The organism is Desulfovibrio sp. ZJ200, from assembly GCF_011039095.1.
In the GTDB taxonomy this organism is placed as follows: domain Bacteria; phylum Desulfobacterota; class Desulfovibrionia; order Desulfovibrionales; family Desulfovibrionaceae; genus Desulfovibrio.
The window spans coordinates 1-15921 of record NZ_JAAKEH010000056.1 but is presented as its reverse complement, the minus strand read 5'-3'; the positions used below and the strand labels follow the sequence as shown (position 1 = coordinate 15921).

The following is a 15921-nucleotide window of genomic DNA, read 5'->3' as shown; positions in this document are numbered from 1 at the left end:
GGTCATGAAGGCAGATTATCCACGCGTTACTCACCCGTGCGCCACTCTACTCAGGGCCGAAGCCCCTTTCGCGTTCGACTTGCATGTGTTAAGCACGCCGCCAGCGTTCAATCTGAGCCAGAATCAAACTCTCCAGTTCAAATCTGCACTTAGATTCCCGCTTTCGCAGAAATCAGAATCTCAAAGACTCTTTCTTCCCACTCGCTATTCACTTGTCAATGAACCACCGGGGGGGCTCCCCCCTGCCGCTTTCCAGCGGCGCGGTGCAGACTTATGCACCATCCACAACAAGCTGTCAACACATTTTTTTCTCAGGCGGAAAATTTCTTTTCGCCGTCTTGTGCCGGACTCGATTGTTACGAAAATGTAACATAGGCATTTTCCACTGGCCTGTCAACCCATTCCGCGCTTTTTTTGAGATCTATGGCTAACTGCTTTATATTGTTCTAAAATTATTGAAGCGCGTCACCTGCCATCGACGAAGAAAAACCAAAAACAGCGGGACTTTTCCCGAATCGTGCCGGGCGCTGATCAAAGGAGCATCTGATTGTCCGTGACGCCCAGGGCCCGCAAACGCAGGTAGATTTCCGCGCAGGCCGCCGCGTCGGAAGCCGCATGGTGATGCGTAAGCGCAATGCCGAAATACTCGCAGACCCGGTCAAGCTTTTTCGAAGGCAGCGGCAGGCTGCGCCGGGAACCCCTGAGGGTGCACAGAAAGGGCTGCTCGGGCGCGGGCAGACCCGCCGCCCGGCATGAGGCCTGGAGCACCCGCCGGTCAAATGCGGCATTGTGCGCCAGCAGGTAGTGCGCGCCTTCCAGAAAAGCGCTGCATTCCGGCCAGATCTCGGCAAATGTGGGCGCATCCTTGAGCATGGCCCACGTCAGGCCGTGAATTTCCGTAAACAGCACGCGGGAAGACGGCGGCCGCAGCAATTGATAGAAACTCCCGGCGAGGCGGTCGTTTTCAATGCGTGCCAGTCCCACGGCGCAGGCGCTGTTCCCGGAATAACCGGCTGTTTCAAAATCTATGGCCACATAGCAGCGGCCCGGATCGCGCCCGGCAGGCGGAGCGGCCGCCTTTTCCGTCCGCATGGTCATGCCCCGGCAGCAGCGGCCCTGGCGGCTTCCGCCAGACGGGCGGCAATATAGCCGCGCATGTCCGGATCATCCCCATCCAGGTTGAAGCAACAGGCGTCCTCGCCCATCAGCCCTTCGGGAACATAATCCCCCAACTCGTCGGGATCTGTGATCATATCGGCGTAAAAGCACACGGACAGCCAGCGGCTTTCCGGCTCGTCATCCACCACGTCCACCAGTACGAAAAGCTCGCGCTTTTGCTGGGATTCATGCCTGGCGCGCAAAGAATAACTGACCCCGGGCCGGGCCTTGAAGTCCAGACTCACGCCGGGACGGCTTGCAAGAAAGCTCTGAAAATCCGTAAAGGCCTTTTTGGCCTGTAGCGGGTCCTGGCGCCAATTGTCCAGAAAATCCTGTACTGCCTGTGGACAGGAAATGCTCATATCGGCTCCTTTGCTCTCCCAATAATGTGTATAACAACGCTTGCGGCCCAATGAGCTAAACTAGCGGCTCCACTGCCAGGGCGGCGTGCTCATGTTCAAGCTCCACAGACCGCGCCTGTTCACCACTGCCTGATGTTCCTGAATATACCAGCGGCGGCAGAACATGGCCTTGCAGGTCGAGCGGTTTACCCAAGCCAAACCTTCAGCCAGCAACTGATATGTAACCGAGGCCCCGTTCACCTGCACCAGTGCCTTCACAGCGCCATGCGCGTCCTCGCCCACGGAATCGACGCCTATCTTTGTCCCCCTGGGCATGAGCTTGAGCAGATAATCCCGCGCCTCGCGGCCATAGGGCTGCGTCAGGGCAGGAGCGTCAATGCCGTAAAACCGAAGAATAACGACGGGCTCGTCCTTGCCGCGTTTTTCGCAGACGGAAATTGTCGTGCCGTCTTCCACCCGCACCACATAAGCATCCCAGGCATGAACAGCGGGGCAGAACCCAAACGAGAAAAGCAAAAGCAGGCCCAGAACAAGGGCGGCGCGCTGGTTCATCTGCCCTCCCCCTCTCTCCATGATTTGCAATGCTCCCGGCCTGCCGGGAAAAAAGCCGCGGGGGCGTCCGGCAGGCCGGGCTCTGGTCTCTGCGCCGGAAAAAACTTTTACCGTATAAATAATGCCCGCGCCGTCCAGCCTTTGTCAAGGCGGAGCGGCGCGGGAAGGACACGAGGAACAGAGCTTTTTTTCGGCGCGGCTTCGAGCAGATTACCTTTGGGATTCTAGAGAAATTTCACTTTGAAATTGCTCTGGCGACAGCGTTAGCTGGCGCCAGAGCGTTTAGCTAATTTCATTAGCAAAACGCTCTAGCCCCAGACCGCGCGGCCTGCCTGATAAGCCGCCACAGCCACAGCATAGGCCAGGGCCGTGTTGAACAGTATGCTGAACGCCACCCAAGCCCAGCTTCCGGCCTCTTGCCGGATGACTACCAAAGCCACAAAGCAGGGCGAATAGAGCAAGACAAAAAGCATCAGCGAGAGGGCTGTGGCCTTGAACCAGGAGCTGTCGGCCTTAAGCCTTTCGGCCAGAGGCTCCGCCTCCTCGGCATCCACTTCGCCCAGGGAATAGGCCGTGCCCATTGTGGCCACCACGGCTTCCTTGGCCGCAATGCCCGCCAGCAAGGCGATGTCCGTGCGCCAGTCGAAACCCGCGGGGCGCGTCACCGGCTCTACGAATCTGCCCAGACGTCCCGCGATGGAATACGCAAGTTCCTCTTCGCTCAGATCAGCTTTGGCCTGGCCCAATGCATCTTCCAGAGCCTTTCGCTCGGCGGAATCCCGGGGCAGGGCTTCCGCCTGTTTTGTCAGAGCGTCGATCCTCTGCTCATAGGGCGCGGCAAGCTGCGGATCAAGGGCGGGAAAGGTCATGGAAGCCCAAATCACTATGGAAATGGCCACCAGCACAGTGCCCGCCTTTTTCAAATACATCCAGGCGCGCTCCCAGCAATGCAGGAGAAGGCTGAACAGGGTGGGCAGGCGGTACGGCGGCAGTTCCATGACAAAAGGCGTGGCCTGGCCCTTGACGATGGAGGATCGCAGCAGGCGCGCCACCAGCAGGGCCGCGACCCATCCGGCCAGCATGACCAAAAACATGATCAGGGCCGCGTTGTCCGGGAAAAAGGCCCCGGCCAGCAGTAAAAAGACCGGCAGCTTGGCCCCGCAGGCCATGTACGGCAGGGTCAGCAAGGTGGCCAGCTTTTCCTTGGGGCTGCGCAGCGTGCGCGTGGCCATGACTCCGGGGATGGCGCAGCCGCCGGCAATGCCCCCGGAAATGATGTACGGCATCACCGAGGCGCCGTGCAGGCCGAAAAAGCGGAAAATGCGATCCATCATATAGGCCACGCGCGCCATATAGCCGCTGTCTTCCATAAAGGAGATCAAGGCGAACATGATCAGAATCAGGGGCACAAAGCTGACCACGCCGCCCACGCCCGCGATCAGGCCGTCCACAATCAGGGATTTCGCGGGTCCGTCCGGCAGGACAGCGTCAAAAAACCCTCCCAGCCAGCCGAAGCCGTCCTCTATCCAGCCCTGGGGATAGGCGCCCAGGACAAAGGTGAGCTGAAAGACGAGAAAGAGCGCGCCGATCATGATCAGCGGCCCCAGGAAGGTATTGGTGAGCACTTTGTCCAGTTTATCGGTAAGCGCCAGACGATCCTTGCCGGGGTCCTGGCGCATGATGCCGTCACGCAGCAGGCCGCGGATATAGCCGTAGCGGTAGTCCGTGATAATTGCTTCCATGTTGGCGTTGAGCGTGCCGCGCACATGTTCGGCAACCTTTTTGCGGATGGCATCCAGCGCCGCCGTGGTCCTGGCATCGGTCTCCGCAGCTTCCCTGCGGATTTCCTCGTCGCCTTCAAGCAGTTTCACGGCTGTCCAGCGCGGATGGTAACGTCCCGCAAGCAGCCCGGCATCAACAATTTTCTTTTCCATCTCAGCCAGCGCCCCATCCAGGTCCGTGCCGTAGGAAAGGCGCAAGGGCTCGCATTTTCCGGCGCGGGCCAGATCCACAGCCGCGTTGAGGGCTTCCTGAAGCCCTTCGCCCGTGCGCCCCACCATAGCCACCACCGGCGTGTGCAAGAGCCGGCTCAGGCGCTCAATGTCGATGTGAATGCCTGCCGCGCGGGCTTCGTCCATCATATTGCAGCCCACTACCACCGGAATGCCCATTTCAAGCATCTGCACGGCCAGCAAAAGATTGCGCTCCAGGGCCGAGGCTTCCACAATATCAATGACGGCCTGCACATTGCCGCCCGCAAGCTCGCGACGGGCCACAAGCTCTTCCTGGGAATAGGCGGCAAGCGAATAGGTGCCCGGCAAGTCCACCAGGGTTACGGCCACGCCGTTGCAATGAATGTGGCCCTCCTTCCTGTCCACAGTGACGCCCGGATAATTGCCCACATGCTGGCGCGCGCCGGTATAGCCATTGAAAACCGTAGTCTTGCCGCAATTGGGATTGCCTGCCAGGGCAATGCGCACGCCCTGCCCCTCGCGGCTGTGAACATCTTCACCAGTGTCGAACTGCCTGACCGCGCTCATGCAAAAACCTCCGTTGCGACGCACATGAAGACCATGCCCGACCTTCCCCCGCGAGCCGAAAGTGTCCTCAGTAACGCCACTCTATAAAAACGAAATTCAATTCCGAAAAAAAATAGAAGCTTGCTCAGAAAATGTCAAGCTGATGATGCGGAACGCAAACAATCCCGCAGCGAGGAAACGCCGCAGGAATGCAGCAGATGAAGAGGAATGTTGCGCGATCGGGCCAGTTGCACGGCCTTGCGCCTGGCCTCATGGGAAACCTTGTTGGTGAAGACGATCACTGCGTCGGGATTGCCGATTCTGTGCATGAAATTCCGCTCATTGCGGCTGATGCAGGTAAGGCTGTGGCCTTTTTCCCTGGCAGCCGCAATATAGTCCTGCTTCAGCCTGTCCATGCCGCCGATCAAGGTAACGCACATAATTTCCTCCTGCGTTGAGGCTTCCCGCGGACCCCGTGGCGGGGAAGCCGTTCTCTCAGATGGCTGGCCTTTCTTTTAAACGAAAACGAATTTCAATGTCAATATATTTTTCTTCACTTTCCCGGCACAGGCCGTTACGGACGCACGGCATCAGGCCTCGCGCAGCCCGCGGCAGACGGGCAGGAGAAACGTCAGGCCCGCATCCTCCAGAGGGATGCGGGCCTGCCTGCGGCGTCTGAAAAAACGCGCTGGAGCAGATTACCTTTGACTTTTTATGAAAGTCAAAGGTGGCATTCAGGCGAAAACGCGGTTTTCGCCTGAATGTACGCCGCGTTGCGGCGGCTGCCGCTTTCGCGTCAGCAGAGCATTTTCAAAGAGAAAATGCTCTATTTCCAGCGCGCCAGGAACTCCTCCGCCCTGCCGCCGTTATCCAGATGTTTCAGGAGCGCGCTGCCAAAAACAACCGCATCGGGCCGGGCTTCAGGCGGCAAGGCGGCCAGTTGCGCGGGTTCGCGCAGGCCGAAGCCCAAAGCCAGGGGCAGGGAAAAGGCCGCGCGAGCGCGGCTCATGGTGGCCGCCACCTGCGGCGCCAGATCCGCGCGTTCGCCTGTAATGCCCATGACCGAGACCACATAGGCGTAGCCTTGGCTCTCCGCGGCATATAACAGCATGCGTTCCGTGCTCGTATTGGGCCCCACCAGCGGAATCAGGGCAATGCCCCGCGCTTTGAGCGCGGCGCGCAGGGGCGCGGATTCCTCAAACGGCAGATCCGGCACGATAAGGCCGTGCACCCCGCCCTTTTCCGCATCCCGGGCCAGATTTTCCAGGCCGTACTGCAAAAAGGGATTGAGATAGCCCATGAGCACCACGCCGGCCTTGATCAAGCCCCTGCGCTCCACAAGTTCCCGCAGGATGTCCCGGAGGTTGACGCCGTCGCTGAGCGCGCGGCGCGAGGCTTCCTCCACCACCGGGCCGTCAGCCACAGGATCGGAAAACGGCACGCCGATTTCAATGATGTCCGCGCCGTTTTCGTCCAGTTCCATCAGTGTGGGCCAGAAAAGCGCGCGGTCGGGAAAACCCGCGGTCAGAAAGGGGATCAGGGCCGGACGCCCGGCAGCCGTTGCCTTGCGGATTTTTTCTTCGAGAATATGCATGATTACACCTCTTCCCTGGCCGGGATGTTCCGTTCCAGCTCCTTGCGGATGATGTCCATATCTTTGTCGCCCCGGCCGGAGAGGTTGACCACCACATGACTGCCGGGCGCGAATTCCTGCGGATGATCCAGAACCCAGGCCAGAGCGTGCGAGGACTCCAGGGCGGGCAGAATGCCTTCGGCCCGGCAAAGCCGCTGGAATGCGGCCAGAGCATTGGCGTCCTTGACCATGCCGTACTGCACGCGCCCGCTCTTGTGCAAAAAGGCGTGCTCAGGGCCCACCCCGGGATAATCCAGGCCAGCGGAAATGGAATGCGAAGGCTCGATCTGGCCGTCGTTATTCTGGAGCAGCATGCTGTAATTGCCGTGCAGCACGCCGGGCGCGCCCAGGTTCAAAGGCGCGGAGTTGAAGCAGCCCGGCTCGCCGGTGCCTGCGGCCTCCACCCCGATGATCCGCACGCCCCCATCCTCAAGAAAAGGATGGAACATGCCGATGGCGTTGGAGCCGCCGCCCACGCAGGCCACCACCACATCCGGCAGTTTGCCGGTTTTTTCCAGGATCTGGGCGCGGGTTTCCTTGCCGATGACACTTTGCAGCAGACGGACCAGGGTCGGGAAGGGATGCGGCCCGGCGGCCGTGCCAAAACAGTAGTGCGTGTTCTGCTGGCAGGAAATCCAGGCCCGCAAGGCCTCGTTGATGGCGTCCTTGAGCGTGCGGGTGCCGCTCTGCACCGCATGCACCCGGGCGCCGAGCAGCTTCATGCGCATCACGTTGGACGCCTGGCGTTCCACATCCTCGCCGCCCATGTACACCGTGCAGGCCAGACCCAGGCGCGCGGCAGCCGCGGCCGTGGCGACGCCGTGCTGGCCCGCCCCGGTTTCCGCCACCAGGGCGGTTTTGCCCATATACCTGGCCAGCAGAGCCTGGCCCAGCGTGTTATTGACCTTGTGCGCCCCGGTATGCAGCAAATCCTCGCGCTTGAGCCAGAGATTGAAGCCCAGCTCCCGCGAAAGCGTGGGGCAATGCGTCAGAGGCGTGGGGCGGCCCGCGTAGTTGCGCAGCAGATCGTCCAGCTCGGCCTGAAACGCGGGCGTGGGCAGGACATCGCGCATGGCCGCTTCCACTTCCAGAAGCGGCGGCATGAGCAGTTCGGGCACAAAGCAACCCCCAAATTCCCCGAAGTACCTGTTTTTCATAAGAGCTCCCCAAAAAATTGTTCCATGAACGCGTGCGCGGAAGCCGCAACCGCAACAGACAGCCTTTGAAAGCCTGCGTTTTTTCAAAGGCTCAGGCAGTCGAATCCGCGCCCCTGCCACCGGCCTTGAGCGCGGCCGCCACGGCCGCCTGAAGTTTTTGCGCATTTTTCAGGCCCGGCGCATCCTCAATGCCGGAATTGAAGTCCACGCCGCCGGGCGCGCACTGACGCAGGGCCTGCCGCACGTTGTCCGCGCCAAGGCCCCCGGCCAGCAGCCAGGGCCGCGGCGGCCGCAAGCCCGACAAATCCTGCCACTCCAGCCGTCTGCCGCTGCCGCCTCCGGCCGTGCCCGCATCCAGCAGATAAAAGGCGCAGGCCCGGGCGTGCTGCAGCAGTTCAGCATGCAAAACAGCCCGATGCGTGTAGCGATCCGGCCAGATCACCCGTATCACCCGCTCCGCGCCCACAGCCAGCGCGCACTCCAGGCTCTGCCCGCCGTGGAGCTGGGCCAGATCCAGGCGCGCGGCCCGCATAATCTGCCGGATTTCCTCAGCCTCCTGTTCCACAAACACGCCTACCCGGCGCATGGAGCCGCTCTCAAGACGGGCGGCCTGCTCCGGCGCTATGCAGCGCGGGCTTTTGGGGTGAAAAATAAAACCGCAGAATTGCACGCCCAGGCGGCTTGCAAGGTCCAGATCCTCCTGCCGGGTCAGACCGCAGATTTTGATCAGCATGGCTGCTCCCTTGATTGCGCTCTCGTCTCCGGCCCGGCATCCGGCCCGGAAAGCAGGGCGGAAAGCGCGGCCCCCGGCCTGCCGTTTTCCATGAGGGCGCTGCCCACCAGGGCGGCCCTGTACCCGGCCTCGGCCGCCTCGCGCAGATGTTCATAGCGGCTGATGCCGCTGGCCGCCACCCATATTTCATGCGGCCCGGGCGGCCAGGCCCGGGCCAGGGCCAGACAGGCCGCGCGGTCCACGGCAAAGGTTTGCAGATCCCTGGCGTTGACCTGGATAATCCGCGCGCCGCTTTCACGCGCCATCTGCAGATCTTCCGCGTCGAAAATTTCCACCACAGCCTGCATGCCCAGGCTTTCGGCCGTTTCGCGCAACTGCCGCAACAGCGCGGCATTGGGCGTCAGACGCACAATCAGCAGAAGGGCTGACGCCGGAGTGGCCGCCGTGGCGCGCACCTGCAGGGGATCAAAAATAAAATCCTTGCGCAGCAGGGGCAGAGGGCCCTGCCGGTAAAGCTCGGGCGCGGCGGCCCGTTCCAGAAAATCCAGGCGGCCGTGAAAATGCCTTTCTTCCGTGAGAATGGACAAGGCCGAAGCTCCGGCCCCGGCGTACTGGCGCACGGCCTCTTCCACGCTCAGGGATTGGCAGATCACGCCGCGCGAAGGCGAGGCCCGCTTGTATTCCGCGATCACGGCCAGCGGGGCTTTTCCGCCTGCTGACCGGCCTTGCGCCGCGGGCCGGGCCGTGAGCAGGGCTTGCGCAAAATCCGGGCGAGGGGCGGCCAGAGGCGCGGGCAGTTTTCCCTGCTCGGCCGCCCGGCGCAAGGCGTGCACCTCAGCCTGCTTGGCCGTGTAAAAACGCTCAAGCCGCATGCAGCACCTTCCTGCCCAGGCCGCCGCTGACCGCCTCCCGGGCGCGGGCCATGCACAAGGCCATGTCCCAATCTTCCTCCAGAAGATAGAGGGACAAGCCCACGTTGAGCGTCACCATGTCCAGCATGGCTCTGGAGCCGTTGCCGTCAAGTATGTCTTTGAGCACGGCCACGGCTTCTTCCTTGCTGTGCACGGCCAGATCTTCGGGCGCGCAGGGCCGGATGCCGAAATCCGCCGGGTCCAGCGCCAGAGGGCTGATGGCGCCGTCATGCAGCAGCGCGATTTGCGCCGGCCCCAGGGGCGTCACTTCATCATAGCCGCCCGCGCCGCACACCACGGCCGCCCGGTACAGAGGCGACTGGATCAATGTCTCGGCCGCCAGGGGCACCAGTTCGGGCCGGGCCACGCCCATGAGCAGATGGCTCGGGCGCGCGGGATTGATCATGGGGCCCAGGATATTGAAGAGCGTACGCACCCCCAGTTCTTTGCGCAAGGGGCCGATATTTTTGAAGGCCGGATGAAAATAGGGCGCAAAAAGAAAGGCGAAATTGCGCCGCCGCACCATTTCGGCCACAGAAGCAGGATTTTTGTCCAGAGCAATGCCCAGGGCTTCCAGGGCATCGGCGCTGCCGCACTTGGAGGAGACGGCCCGGTTGCCGTGCTTGACCACTTTGTAGCCCATGCCCGCCAGCACCAGGGAGGTGGCCGTGGAACAGTTGAAGGAGTTGCGGCCGTCGCCGCCCGTGCCCACCACGTCGATGCTGATGCCGGAAATGCCGTCCACGCGCACGGCCCGGGCCAGGGCCGCGCGCGTGGCATGGGCCAGCTCCAGGGCGCTTTCGCCCTTCATGCGCAGGCCCATCAGAAAAGCGCCCGCCTGGGCCGGGGTCATTTTGCCGTCCATCAGCGCGGCAAAAGCCGCGGAGGCCATTTCAGCCGTGAGATCCTCCCTGCGGGCCAGGCGCTCCAGAGTGCCCGCGAGGTCCGCGGCCCCGCTATCCGTGCTCAGCACCGCCTGCGGAAAATTGCCCAGCAGGCGCAGGCCGTCGGGGGTGAGCACGGATTCGGGGTGAAACTGCACGCCCACCCAGGGGCGATCTGTGTAGCGCAGGGCCATGACCTCGCCTTCCGGAGCGCGCGCTGTCACGCTGAAGCGCGGGTTGGCGGCGTCCTCGTCGGCGCGCACCACCAGGGAATGATACCGGCCCACGCGCATGGGGTTGGGCAGGCCGCTGAACAGGCCCGTGCCGTCATGCACGATTTCCGACTGCTTGCCGTGCATGATGCAGGGGCCTATGTCCACCCTGGCCCCGGCGTGCAGGCCCAGGAGCTGATGCCCCAGGCAGACGCCGAGCACCGGGATGCGCGGATCAAGGCGGTTCAGAAATTCCGGGCAGAGCCCGGCCCTGGCCGGATGGCCGGGCCCGGGAGAAATGCAGACCATTTTCAGCTCCGGATCAACCGCAGCCTCCAGCACCGCAGGGTCGTCATTGCGCAGGACGCGCGGCTCATGCCCCAGAGCGTAAAAGGCCTGCACCAGATTATAGGTGAAGGAATCGTAATTATCGATGAGCAGAAACATATTCTTCGTCCTCCGCTCGCAGCGCCAGGCGCATGATGGCTGATTTGTTGCACACTTCCTTCCATTCCAGTTCGGGATCGGAGTCATGAACAATGCCGCCGCCCGCCTGCCAGAACAATCTGCCGTCGCGCAGCCACATGCTGCGGATGGTGATGCCTGTGTTCAGATTCACGCTGGCCTTGTCCAGGCCCAGCCAGCCGATGCAGCCCGCGTACGGGCCGCGCGGCCGGCCTTCCAGCTCGCGGATGATCTCCAGGGCCCGCGTTTTGGGCGCGCCGGAAACCGTGCCCGCCGGAAACGCGGCGGCCAGCACGTCCAGGGCGTCCAGGCCGTCGGCCAGCCGCGCCGTGACCCGGCTGGTCAGGTGCATGACATGGGAAAAGCGTTCCACTTCCATGTACCGCTCCAGATTGACGCTGCCCGGCCTGGCCACCCGGCCCAGGTCATTGCGGCCCAGATCCACCAGCATCACATGCTCGGCGCGCTCTTTGGGATCGTCGCGCAGTTCCGCGGCCAGACGGGCGTCTTCCAGATCATCCCTGCCCCGGCGCCGCGTGCCTGCAATGGGGGAAAGCTGCAAACGCCCTTCCGTGCAGCACACCATGACCTCCGGCGAAGAGCCGAACAGGGTCAGCTCCGGGAAGCGCATGTAAAACATATAGGGCGAAGCGTTGAAACGCCGCATGCGGCGGTACAGCGCAAAGGGATCGCCCGCAAAAGGCGTTGAAAAGCGCACCGAGGGCACCACCTGAATGGCCTCGCCCTGGCGCAGCATTTCCTTGATCTGCTCCACGCGGCTCTTGTAGCCCGCTTCATCCGGCTCGGCCAGGATTTGATCCGGCGCAAAAGTCTCGCTCTGACCCGGCTCTTTGCCGGTTGCGGGTCCGGCGGCCTGACGGGCGCTGCGCAGATCCCGGTGCTCGCCCAGGCTTACCTGGCAGAGCCGGTTGTACAGATGATCGAAAACCAGCACCGTGCCGGGCAGGGCCAGAAGGCAGTCGGCCTCTTCAGGCGGCATGATCCCGGCCAGCTTGGGATTGAACAGCCCGGCCATGCCGAAGCCCAGGCAGCCGTACAGGGCGCGGGTGATCGGCGGCAGATCCCGGACATTTTCCGGCGGCAGCAGATGCAGACAACGCATCAGCTCGCGCAGGCCCGGCACAAAGGGCAGGCCCTCCAGATCAGCCAGCGGCGCGAGGCCTGGGCTTTCCACGCGCAGGGCCAGCTTGCCGTCCCGGCAGGATATGAACAGGGCCATGTCGCAGGCCAGGATGCTGTACCGGCCCCAGCGGCCGTCCACTTCGGCGCTTTCCAGCAAAATGCCGTTGCCCGCGCCCGCCATGCCCATGAACAGGCTGATCGGCGTATCCATGTCCGCCGGAAGCCAGCGGGCGGATTGTTGCAGGGTCAGCCGCGACCGTGCGATTGTGTTTGTTTCCATCCTCCACATCCTTATGAGTAGATGTATGTTGCAAGAGGCGGTGCTTGGAACTGCGTTCCGCCCACAAACGGCCTGTGCACTCCTCGCCTTGCCGCGCTGTATGCCTTCGCCCCGGCAGAGCGTTGCCCGCAGAAAGGCTCTCATGCCGCAAGACATAAAAAAGCGCCGTCCCACAGGGAGACGGCGCTTGCAAAAGCTGACCGAAACGAACGGATTTCTTATGCCCGCACGTCTCCCCCACGCATCTGCCTGCGCCACCACCAGCCCATAACGCTGTCGGCAAAGAAGGCGGTCGGGAAAACGTGCATAAAAAATCCTTATCCGGGTTCGTTGTTTTTTCAAAACCTACACAGACAGCCGCACTGTGTCAAGGGCGTATGCCGGGCCTGCGCCCGGAAAAAGAAAAATCCCTCCGGGCGGGAGATGACAGCGCGGGCCTGTCGCCCAGAGCATTTTCACTTTGAAAATGCTCTGCTGACGCGAAAGCGGCAGCCGCCGCAACGCGGCGTACATTCAGGCGAAAACCGCGTTTTTCGCCTGAATGCCACCTTTGACTTTCATAAAAAGTCAAAGGTAATCTCCTCTAGAGTATTTTGTGATTGAAAATATCCATTTTCAATCACTTCGCTGCCATCATTTCGCGTCCAGACCGCGGTCTGGACGCTCATTCGGCGCGGGCGCCAGCTAACGCTGTCGCCAGAGCGTTTAGCTCATTTCATGAGCAAAACGCTCTATTTGCCGAACAAAATCTCCTGATAGTTGGGCAAGGCCCACAAATCATCAGCCACGCGGGTTTCCAGAAGATCCGCGCAGCAACGGACTTCGCCCATCGCAGGCAGCACTTCCGCGCAATACCGTCGGGCCGCCTCAAGGCCTTCGCCCTGGGCGGCCACATCGGCGAGGATTTCTTCGAGCCTGGCGGTGGCCGCCTGCAGGGCGCGCAGATGCGTGGTGACTTCGTCCAGGGTCAGGGTCCTGAACTCTTTGCCGATGGCCTGCATTTGCGCGGCCGTGCCCGCCAGCTCGCCCTGATAGCGCATGCCCGCCGGGAAGATGATCGTGCGCGCCATGCGGATCACCAGGTTGGCCTCGGTGCGCACGGTCTTGCAGTACTGTTCCAGATAAATGTCCTGGCGGGCCTTGAGCTCGGCCCGCTTCAGGATGCCCTGGCGCTCATAGAGGTCAATGACCTCCGGCCGGGTCAGCTCGGGCAGGGCCTCCGGGGTATTGCGCAGATCCGGCAGGCCGCGCCGCCGGGCTTCCTTGTGCCAGATCTCCGAATAGCCGTCGCCATTGAAGATCACCGCGCTGTGCTCGTCAATGACATGCTCAATAAAGGATTGCACAGCGGCATTGAACGGCTTGCCCGCTTTGAGTTCCTTTTCCAGCCAGTCCGCGGCAAAACCCAGGGAGTCGGCCATCATGGCGTTGAGCGCGGTGATCGAGCCGGCGGCCGACTGGCTGGAGCCCACGGCCCGGAATTCAAAGCGGTTGCCGGTGAAGGCCACGGGGCTGGTGCGGTTGCGGTCGCCGGGGTCCGTGGGCAGGGGCGGCAGGGTGTCCACCCCCACATTCATGACCCGGCCGCTTCCGCCGCCTGCCGCGTCGCCAGCCCGCCCGGCCCGGAAGGCTTCAAGAACCTCGGTGAGCTGATCGCCCAGAAAGATTGACATGATCGCGGGCGGCGCCTCGTGCGCTCCCAGGCGGTGATCGTTGCCGGCGCTGGCCACGGTTGTCCGCAACAGGCCCCCGTACTTGTGCACGGCGCGGATCATGGCCGAGCAGAATACCAGAAACTTGGCATTGGCGTGCGGCGTCTCGCCGGGATCAAAGAGCGTGCCCAGCTCGGCGTTGCCAATGGAATAATTGACGTGCTTGCCCGAGCCGTTGATGCCGCTGAAGGGCTTTTCGTGCAAAAGGCATTTGAGCCCGTAACGCTTGGCCACATTGCGCAGCGTGGACATGATGATGTGATTGTGATCCACGGCCAGATTGCTCGGCTCGTAGAGCGGCGCGATCTCATACTGGCTGGGGGCCGCCTCGTTATGGCGGGTGCGCACGGGCACGCCCAGCTTGTACAGCTCGCGCTCCACTTCCATCATGCAGGAGAGCACGCGCTGGGGGATGACCCCGAAATACTGGTCGCTGAATTCCTGCCCTTTGGCCGGGCGCGCGCCGAACAGCGAACGGCCGGCCACCTGAAGATCAGGTCGGGCGAAATTGAAGTTATTGTCAATGAGAAAGTATTCCTGCTCCAGACCCGCATAGGAGATAACCGGCAAATCCGTGTGGATGTTGAAGAGCGCCAGCACGCGCTGGGCCTCGCGATTCAGGGCCTGCCCGGAGCGCAGCAGCGGCGTTTTTTTGTCCAGGGCCACGCCCGTCCAGGAGAGGAACATGGTGGGTATGCACAAAAAGGTGCCGTTGGGATTTTCCATGATGTAGGCCGGGCTGGTCACGTCCCAGGCCGTGTAGCCGCGCGCCTCGAAGGTGGAGCGCAGGCCCCCGGAAGGAAAGGAAGAGGCGTCCGGCTCGCCCCGGATCAACATGGAGCCGGAAAACTCCGCAATCACGCCGCCCGTGCCGTCGGGCATCAGGAAGCTGTCGTGCTTTTCCGCGGTTTGCCCGGTCAGCGGGTAAAAAATATGGGTGAAATGGGTCGCGCCTTTTTCAATGGCCCAGTCTTTCATGACCGCGGCCACGGTGTCGGCTATGGAAGGCTCCATGCGCTCGCCGAACTCGATGGTCTTGCGCAGCGATTTATACACGGCCTTGGGCAGGCGCTCGCGCATCACCCTGTCGCTGAAGACATTGCTGCCGAAAATATCCGTGGGCCTGGTATCCGCGAAGTTCAGCGGCGCCGCTTCCGGCTTGTATGTGGTGATGGCCTGAATGGCATTATTGCGGGCATTATTGCTGCTCATGAACGCTCCTTGCGCAAAATTCTGCTCAAAACCGGGCGAAATCAGGGCTACTTTACGTCCACAATCTCTATTTCAAAAGTCAATTCCTTGCCCGCCAGCGGATGATTGGCGTCCAGCGTGATTTCATCGTCGCCCACTTCGGCGATGGTCACGTCCATCTGGCCCTGCTCGTTGGAAAGTTGCAGCGGCACGCCCACTTCCTGGGGAATGTGCTCAGGCACCTGCGCGCGCGGCACCGTGAAAATCAGCTCGGGATCCACATCCCCGTAGGCCTGATCCGCCGGAATCGTCACTGTAACGGTGTCGCCTGCCTCACGCCCTTCCACGGCCGCCTCGAAGCCCGGGATCAGCATGCCTTTGCCCAAGGTAAACTCCAGGGGCTCACGCTCTTTGGAAGAATCAAACACCGTCCCGTCGGCAAGCGTGCCCGTATAATGCACGCGAACCGTATCACCTTTCCTGATGGCCATAAAAACTCCGTTCTCAGTGCCGCAACACCGTATTATGGTCTGTGCCGAAGCACAGATGTTATTGTTAGCGCGTTTTGCTAATGAAAGCAGCTAAACGCTCTGGCAGGGCGAAGCCATGCCCGCCCGCGAGCGTCAGCCGTTGGCGGCTGTGCCAAAACAGCAGAAGCAGAATGCCAGCGCGACAGCAGCTTTTTGAACATATTCCCTGCTGCGCGGCAGCGGTTTTTTGCCCGTGCAGCCGCTTCGCAAGAGAACACGGCGCGGGTCTAATGTCAATGCGGCATACCGTTGCGCGCAGGGCTGCCGCATAAAATGCCGTAGAGTGCGCTCCCTTTGCGACCAGCTTGCTTTCCCTGCTGAAAGGGTAAAACTCCTCAATGTGGAGAGAGCTTCTAGAGCATTTTGCTTTTGAAATTATTCAATTTCAAAAGCGGCGCTGCCATCATTTCGCGTCCAGAACGCGGTCTGGACGCTCATTCGGCGCGGGCGTCCGCTCCCGCGGCCGCCAGAGCAATTTC

Annotated in this window: 14 protein-coding genes and 1 rRNA gene; 1 reads left to right on the top strand and 14 read right to left on the bottom strand. The window is 61.9% G+C overall.

Translation table 11 applies throughout. The features are described from left to right. The 12 genes from G7Y52_RS12825 to G7Y52_RS12770 form a co-directional block, all read right to left on the bottom strand. Positions 1-139 (bottom strand): 16S ribosomal RNA (locus G7Y52_RS12825); the annotation flags it as partial. 392 nt (positions 140-531) lie between these two features. After that, a complete protein-coding gene (locus G7Y52_RS12820; protein WP_165072530.1) occupies positions 532-1092 on the bottom strand; it encodes an exonuclease domain-containing protein in 561 nt (186 codons plus the stop codon). A 2-nt stretch (positions 1093-1094) separates the two neighbouring features. Continuing rightward, positions 1095-1520, bottom strand: a complete 426-nt coding sequence (locus G7Y52_RS12815) for a hypothetical protein (RefSeq protein WP_165072528.1) — start codon at positions 1518-1520, stop codon at positions 1095-1097. Between the two features lie 60 nt (positions 1521-1580). Further along, positions 1581-2072, bottom strand: a complete 492-nt coding sequence (locus G7Y52_RS12810; RefSeq protein ID WP_165072526.1) for a thermonuclease family protein — start codon at positions 2070-2072, stop codon at positions 1581-1583. A 308-nt stretch (positions 2073-2380) separates the two neighbouring features. After that, positions 2381-4612, bottom strand: coding sequence for a ferrous iron transport protein B (feoB, locus tag G7Y52_RS12805; RefSeq protein WP_165072524.1), 2232 nt, complete (start codon positions 4610-4612; stop codon positions 2381-2383). A 134-nt stretch (positions 4613-4746) separates the two neighbouring features. After that, entirely contained in the window at positions 4747-5031 is a 285-nt protein-coding gene (locus tag G7Y52_RS12800; protein ID WP_165072521.1) for a DUF2325 domain-containing protein, read from the bottom strand. A 386-nt stretch (positions 5032-5417) separates the two neighbouring features. Next, positions 5418-6185, bottom strand: a complete 768-nt coding sequence (gene trpA, locus G7Y52_RS12795) for a tryptophan synthase subunit alpha (protein WP_165072519.1) — start codon at positions 6183-6185, stop codon at positions 5418-5420. A gap of 2 nt (positions 6186-6187) precedes the next feature. After that, positions 6188-7381, bottom strand: a complete 1194-nt coding sequence (gene trpB / locus G7Y52_RS12790) for a tryptophan synthase subunit beta (RefSeq protein WP_165072517.1) — start codon at positions 7379-7381, stop codon at positions 6188-6190. Positions 7382-7472: 91 nt separating this feature from the next. Further along, on the bottom strand, positions 7473-8114 hold the full coding sequence (locus G7Y52_RS12785; RefSeq protein ID WP_165072515.1) for a phosphoribosylanthranilate isomerase: 642 nt from the start codon (positions 8112-8114) through the stop codon (positions 7473-7475). Then, positions 8108-8986, bottom strand: a complete 879-nt coding sequence (locus G7Y52_RS12780) for an indole-3-glycerol-phosphate synthase (RefSeq protein WP_165072513.1) — start codon at positions 8984-8986, stop codon at positions 8108-8110. Before G7Y52_RS12780 ends, G7Y52_RS12785 begins: the two co-directional genes overlap by 7 nt. After that, positions 8976-10568 (bottom strand): anthranilate phosphoribosyltransferase, encoded by a 1593-nt coding sequence (gene trpD, locus G7Y52_RS12775; protein ID WP_165072511.1) that lies wholly within the window; start codon positions 10566-10568, stop codon positions 8976-8978. Before trpD ends, G7Y52_RS12780 begins: the two co-directional genes overlap by 11 nt. Then, positions 10549-12009 carry an anthranilate synthase component I family protein gene (locus G7Y52_RS12770; protein ID WP_165072509.1) on the bottom strand — a complete coding sequence of 487 codons (1461 nt, stop codon included), beginning with the start codon at positions 12007-12009 and terminating at the stop codon, positions 10549-10551. The genes trpD and G7Y52_RS12770 overlap by 20 nt, the downstream gene beginning before the upstream one ends. A gap of 423 nt (positions 12010-12432) precedes the next feature. Here G7Y52_RS12770 and G7Y52_RS12765 point away from each other — a divergent pair, with 423 nt between their 5' ends. Next, on the top strand, positions 12433-12612 hold the full coding sequence (locus tag G7Y52_RS12765; RefSeq protein WP_165072507.1) for a hypothetical protein: 180 nt from the start codon (positions 12433-12435) through the stop codon (positions 12610-12612). Between the two features lie 128 nt (positions 12613-12740). On the opposite strand, the gene G7Y52_RS12760 is transcribed toward G7Y52_RS12765, so the two are convergent. Beyond that, complete coding sequence (locus G7Y52_RS12760; RefSeq protein WP_165072505.1) at positions 12741-14933, bottom strand: glutamine synthetase III; 2193 nt, start codon at positions 14931-14933, stop codon at positions 12741-12743. Positions 14934-14980: 47 nt separating this feature from the next. Beyond that, positions 14981-15403, bottom strand: coding sequence for a peptidylprolyl isomerase (locus G7Y52_RS12755; protein WP_165072503.1), 423 nt, complete (start codon positions 15401-15403; stop codon positions 14981-14983). Between the last annotated feature and the right edge of the window lie 518 nt (positions 15404-15921).

Excerpts from the sequence above, each read along its gene's own strand:
- G7Y52_RS12810 (WP_165072526.1), bottom strand. The coding sequence starts at position 2,072 with ATGAACCAGCGCGCCGCCCTTGTTCTGGGCCTGCTTTTGCTTTTCTCG.
- feoB (WP_165072524.1), bottom strand. The coding sequence starts at position 4,612 with ATGAGCGCGGTCAGGCAGTTCGACACTGGTGAAGATGTTCACAGCCGC.
- G7Y52_RS12755 (WP_165072503.1), bottom strand. The coding sequence starts at position 15,403 with ATGGCCATCAGGAAAGGTGATACGGTTCGCGTGCATTATACGGGCACG.
- G7Y52_RS12760 (WP_165072505.1), bottom strand. The coding sequence starts at position 14,933 with ATGAGCAGCAATAATGCCCGCAATAATGCCATTCAGGCCATCACCACA.
- G7Y52_RS12815 (WP_165072528.1), bottom strand. The coding sequence starts at position 1,520 with ATGAGCATTTCCTGTCCACAGGCAGTACAGGATTTTCTGGACAATTGG.
- G7Y52_RS12780 (WP_165072513.1), bottom strand. The coding sequence starts at position 8,986 with ATGCGGCTTGAGCGTTTTTACACGGCCAAGCAGGCTGAGGTGCACGCC.
- trpD (WP_165072511.1), bottom strand. The coding sequence starts at position 10,568 with ATGTTTCTGCTCATCGATAATTACGATTCCTTCACCTATAATCTGGTG.
- G7Y52_RS12765 (WP_165072507.1), top strand. The coding sequence starts at position 12,433 with ATGACAGCGCGGGCCTGTCGCCCAGAGCATTTTCACTTTGAAAATGCT.
- G7Y52_RS12785 (WP_165072515.1), bottom strand. The coding sequence starts at position 8,114 with ATGCTGATCAAAATCTGCGGTCTGACCCGGCAGGAGGATCTGGACCTT.
- G7Y52_RS12800 (WP_165072521.1), bottom strand. The coding sequence starts at position 5,031 with ATGTGCGTTACCTTGATCGGCGGCATGGACAGGCTGAAGCAGGACTAT.
- trpB (WP_165072517.1), bottom strand. The coding sequence starts at position 7,381 with ATGAAAAACAGGTACTTCGGGGAATTTGGGGGTTGCTTTGTGCCCGAA.
- trpA (WP_165072519.1), bottom strand. The coding sequence starts at position 6,185 with ATGCATATTCTCGAAGAAAAAATCCGCAAGGCAACGGCTGCCGGGCGT.
- G7Y52_RS12770 (WP_165072509.1), bottom strand. The coding sequence starts at position 12,009 with ATGGAAACAAACACAATCGCACGGTCGCGGCTGACCCTGCAACAATCC.
- G7Y52_RS12820 (WP_165072530.1), bottom strand. The coding sequence starts at position 1,092 with ATGCGGACGGAAAAGGCGGCCGCTCCGCCTGCCGGGCGCGATCCGGGC.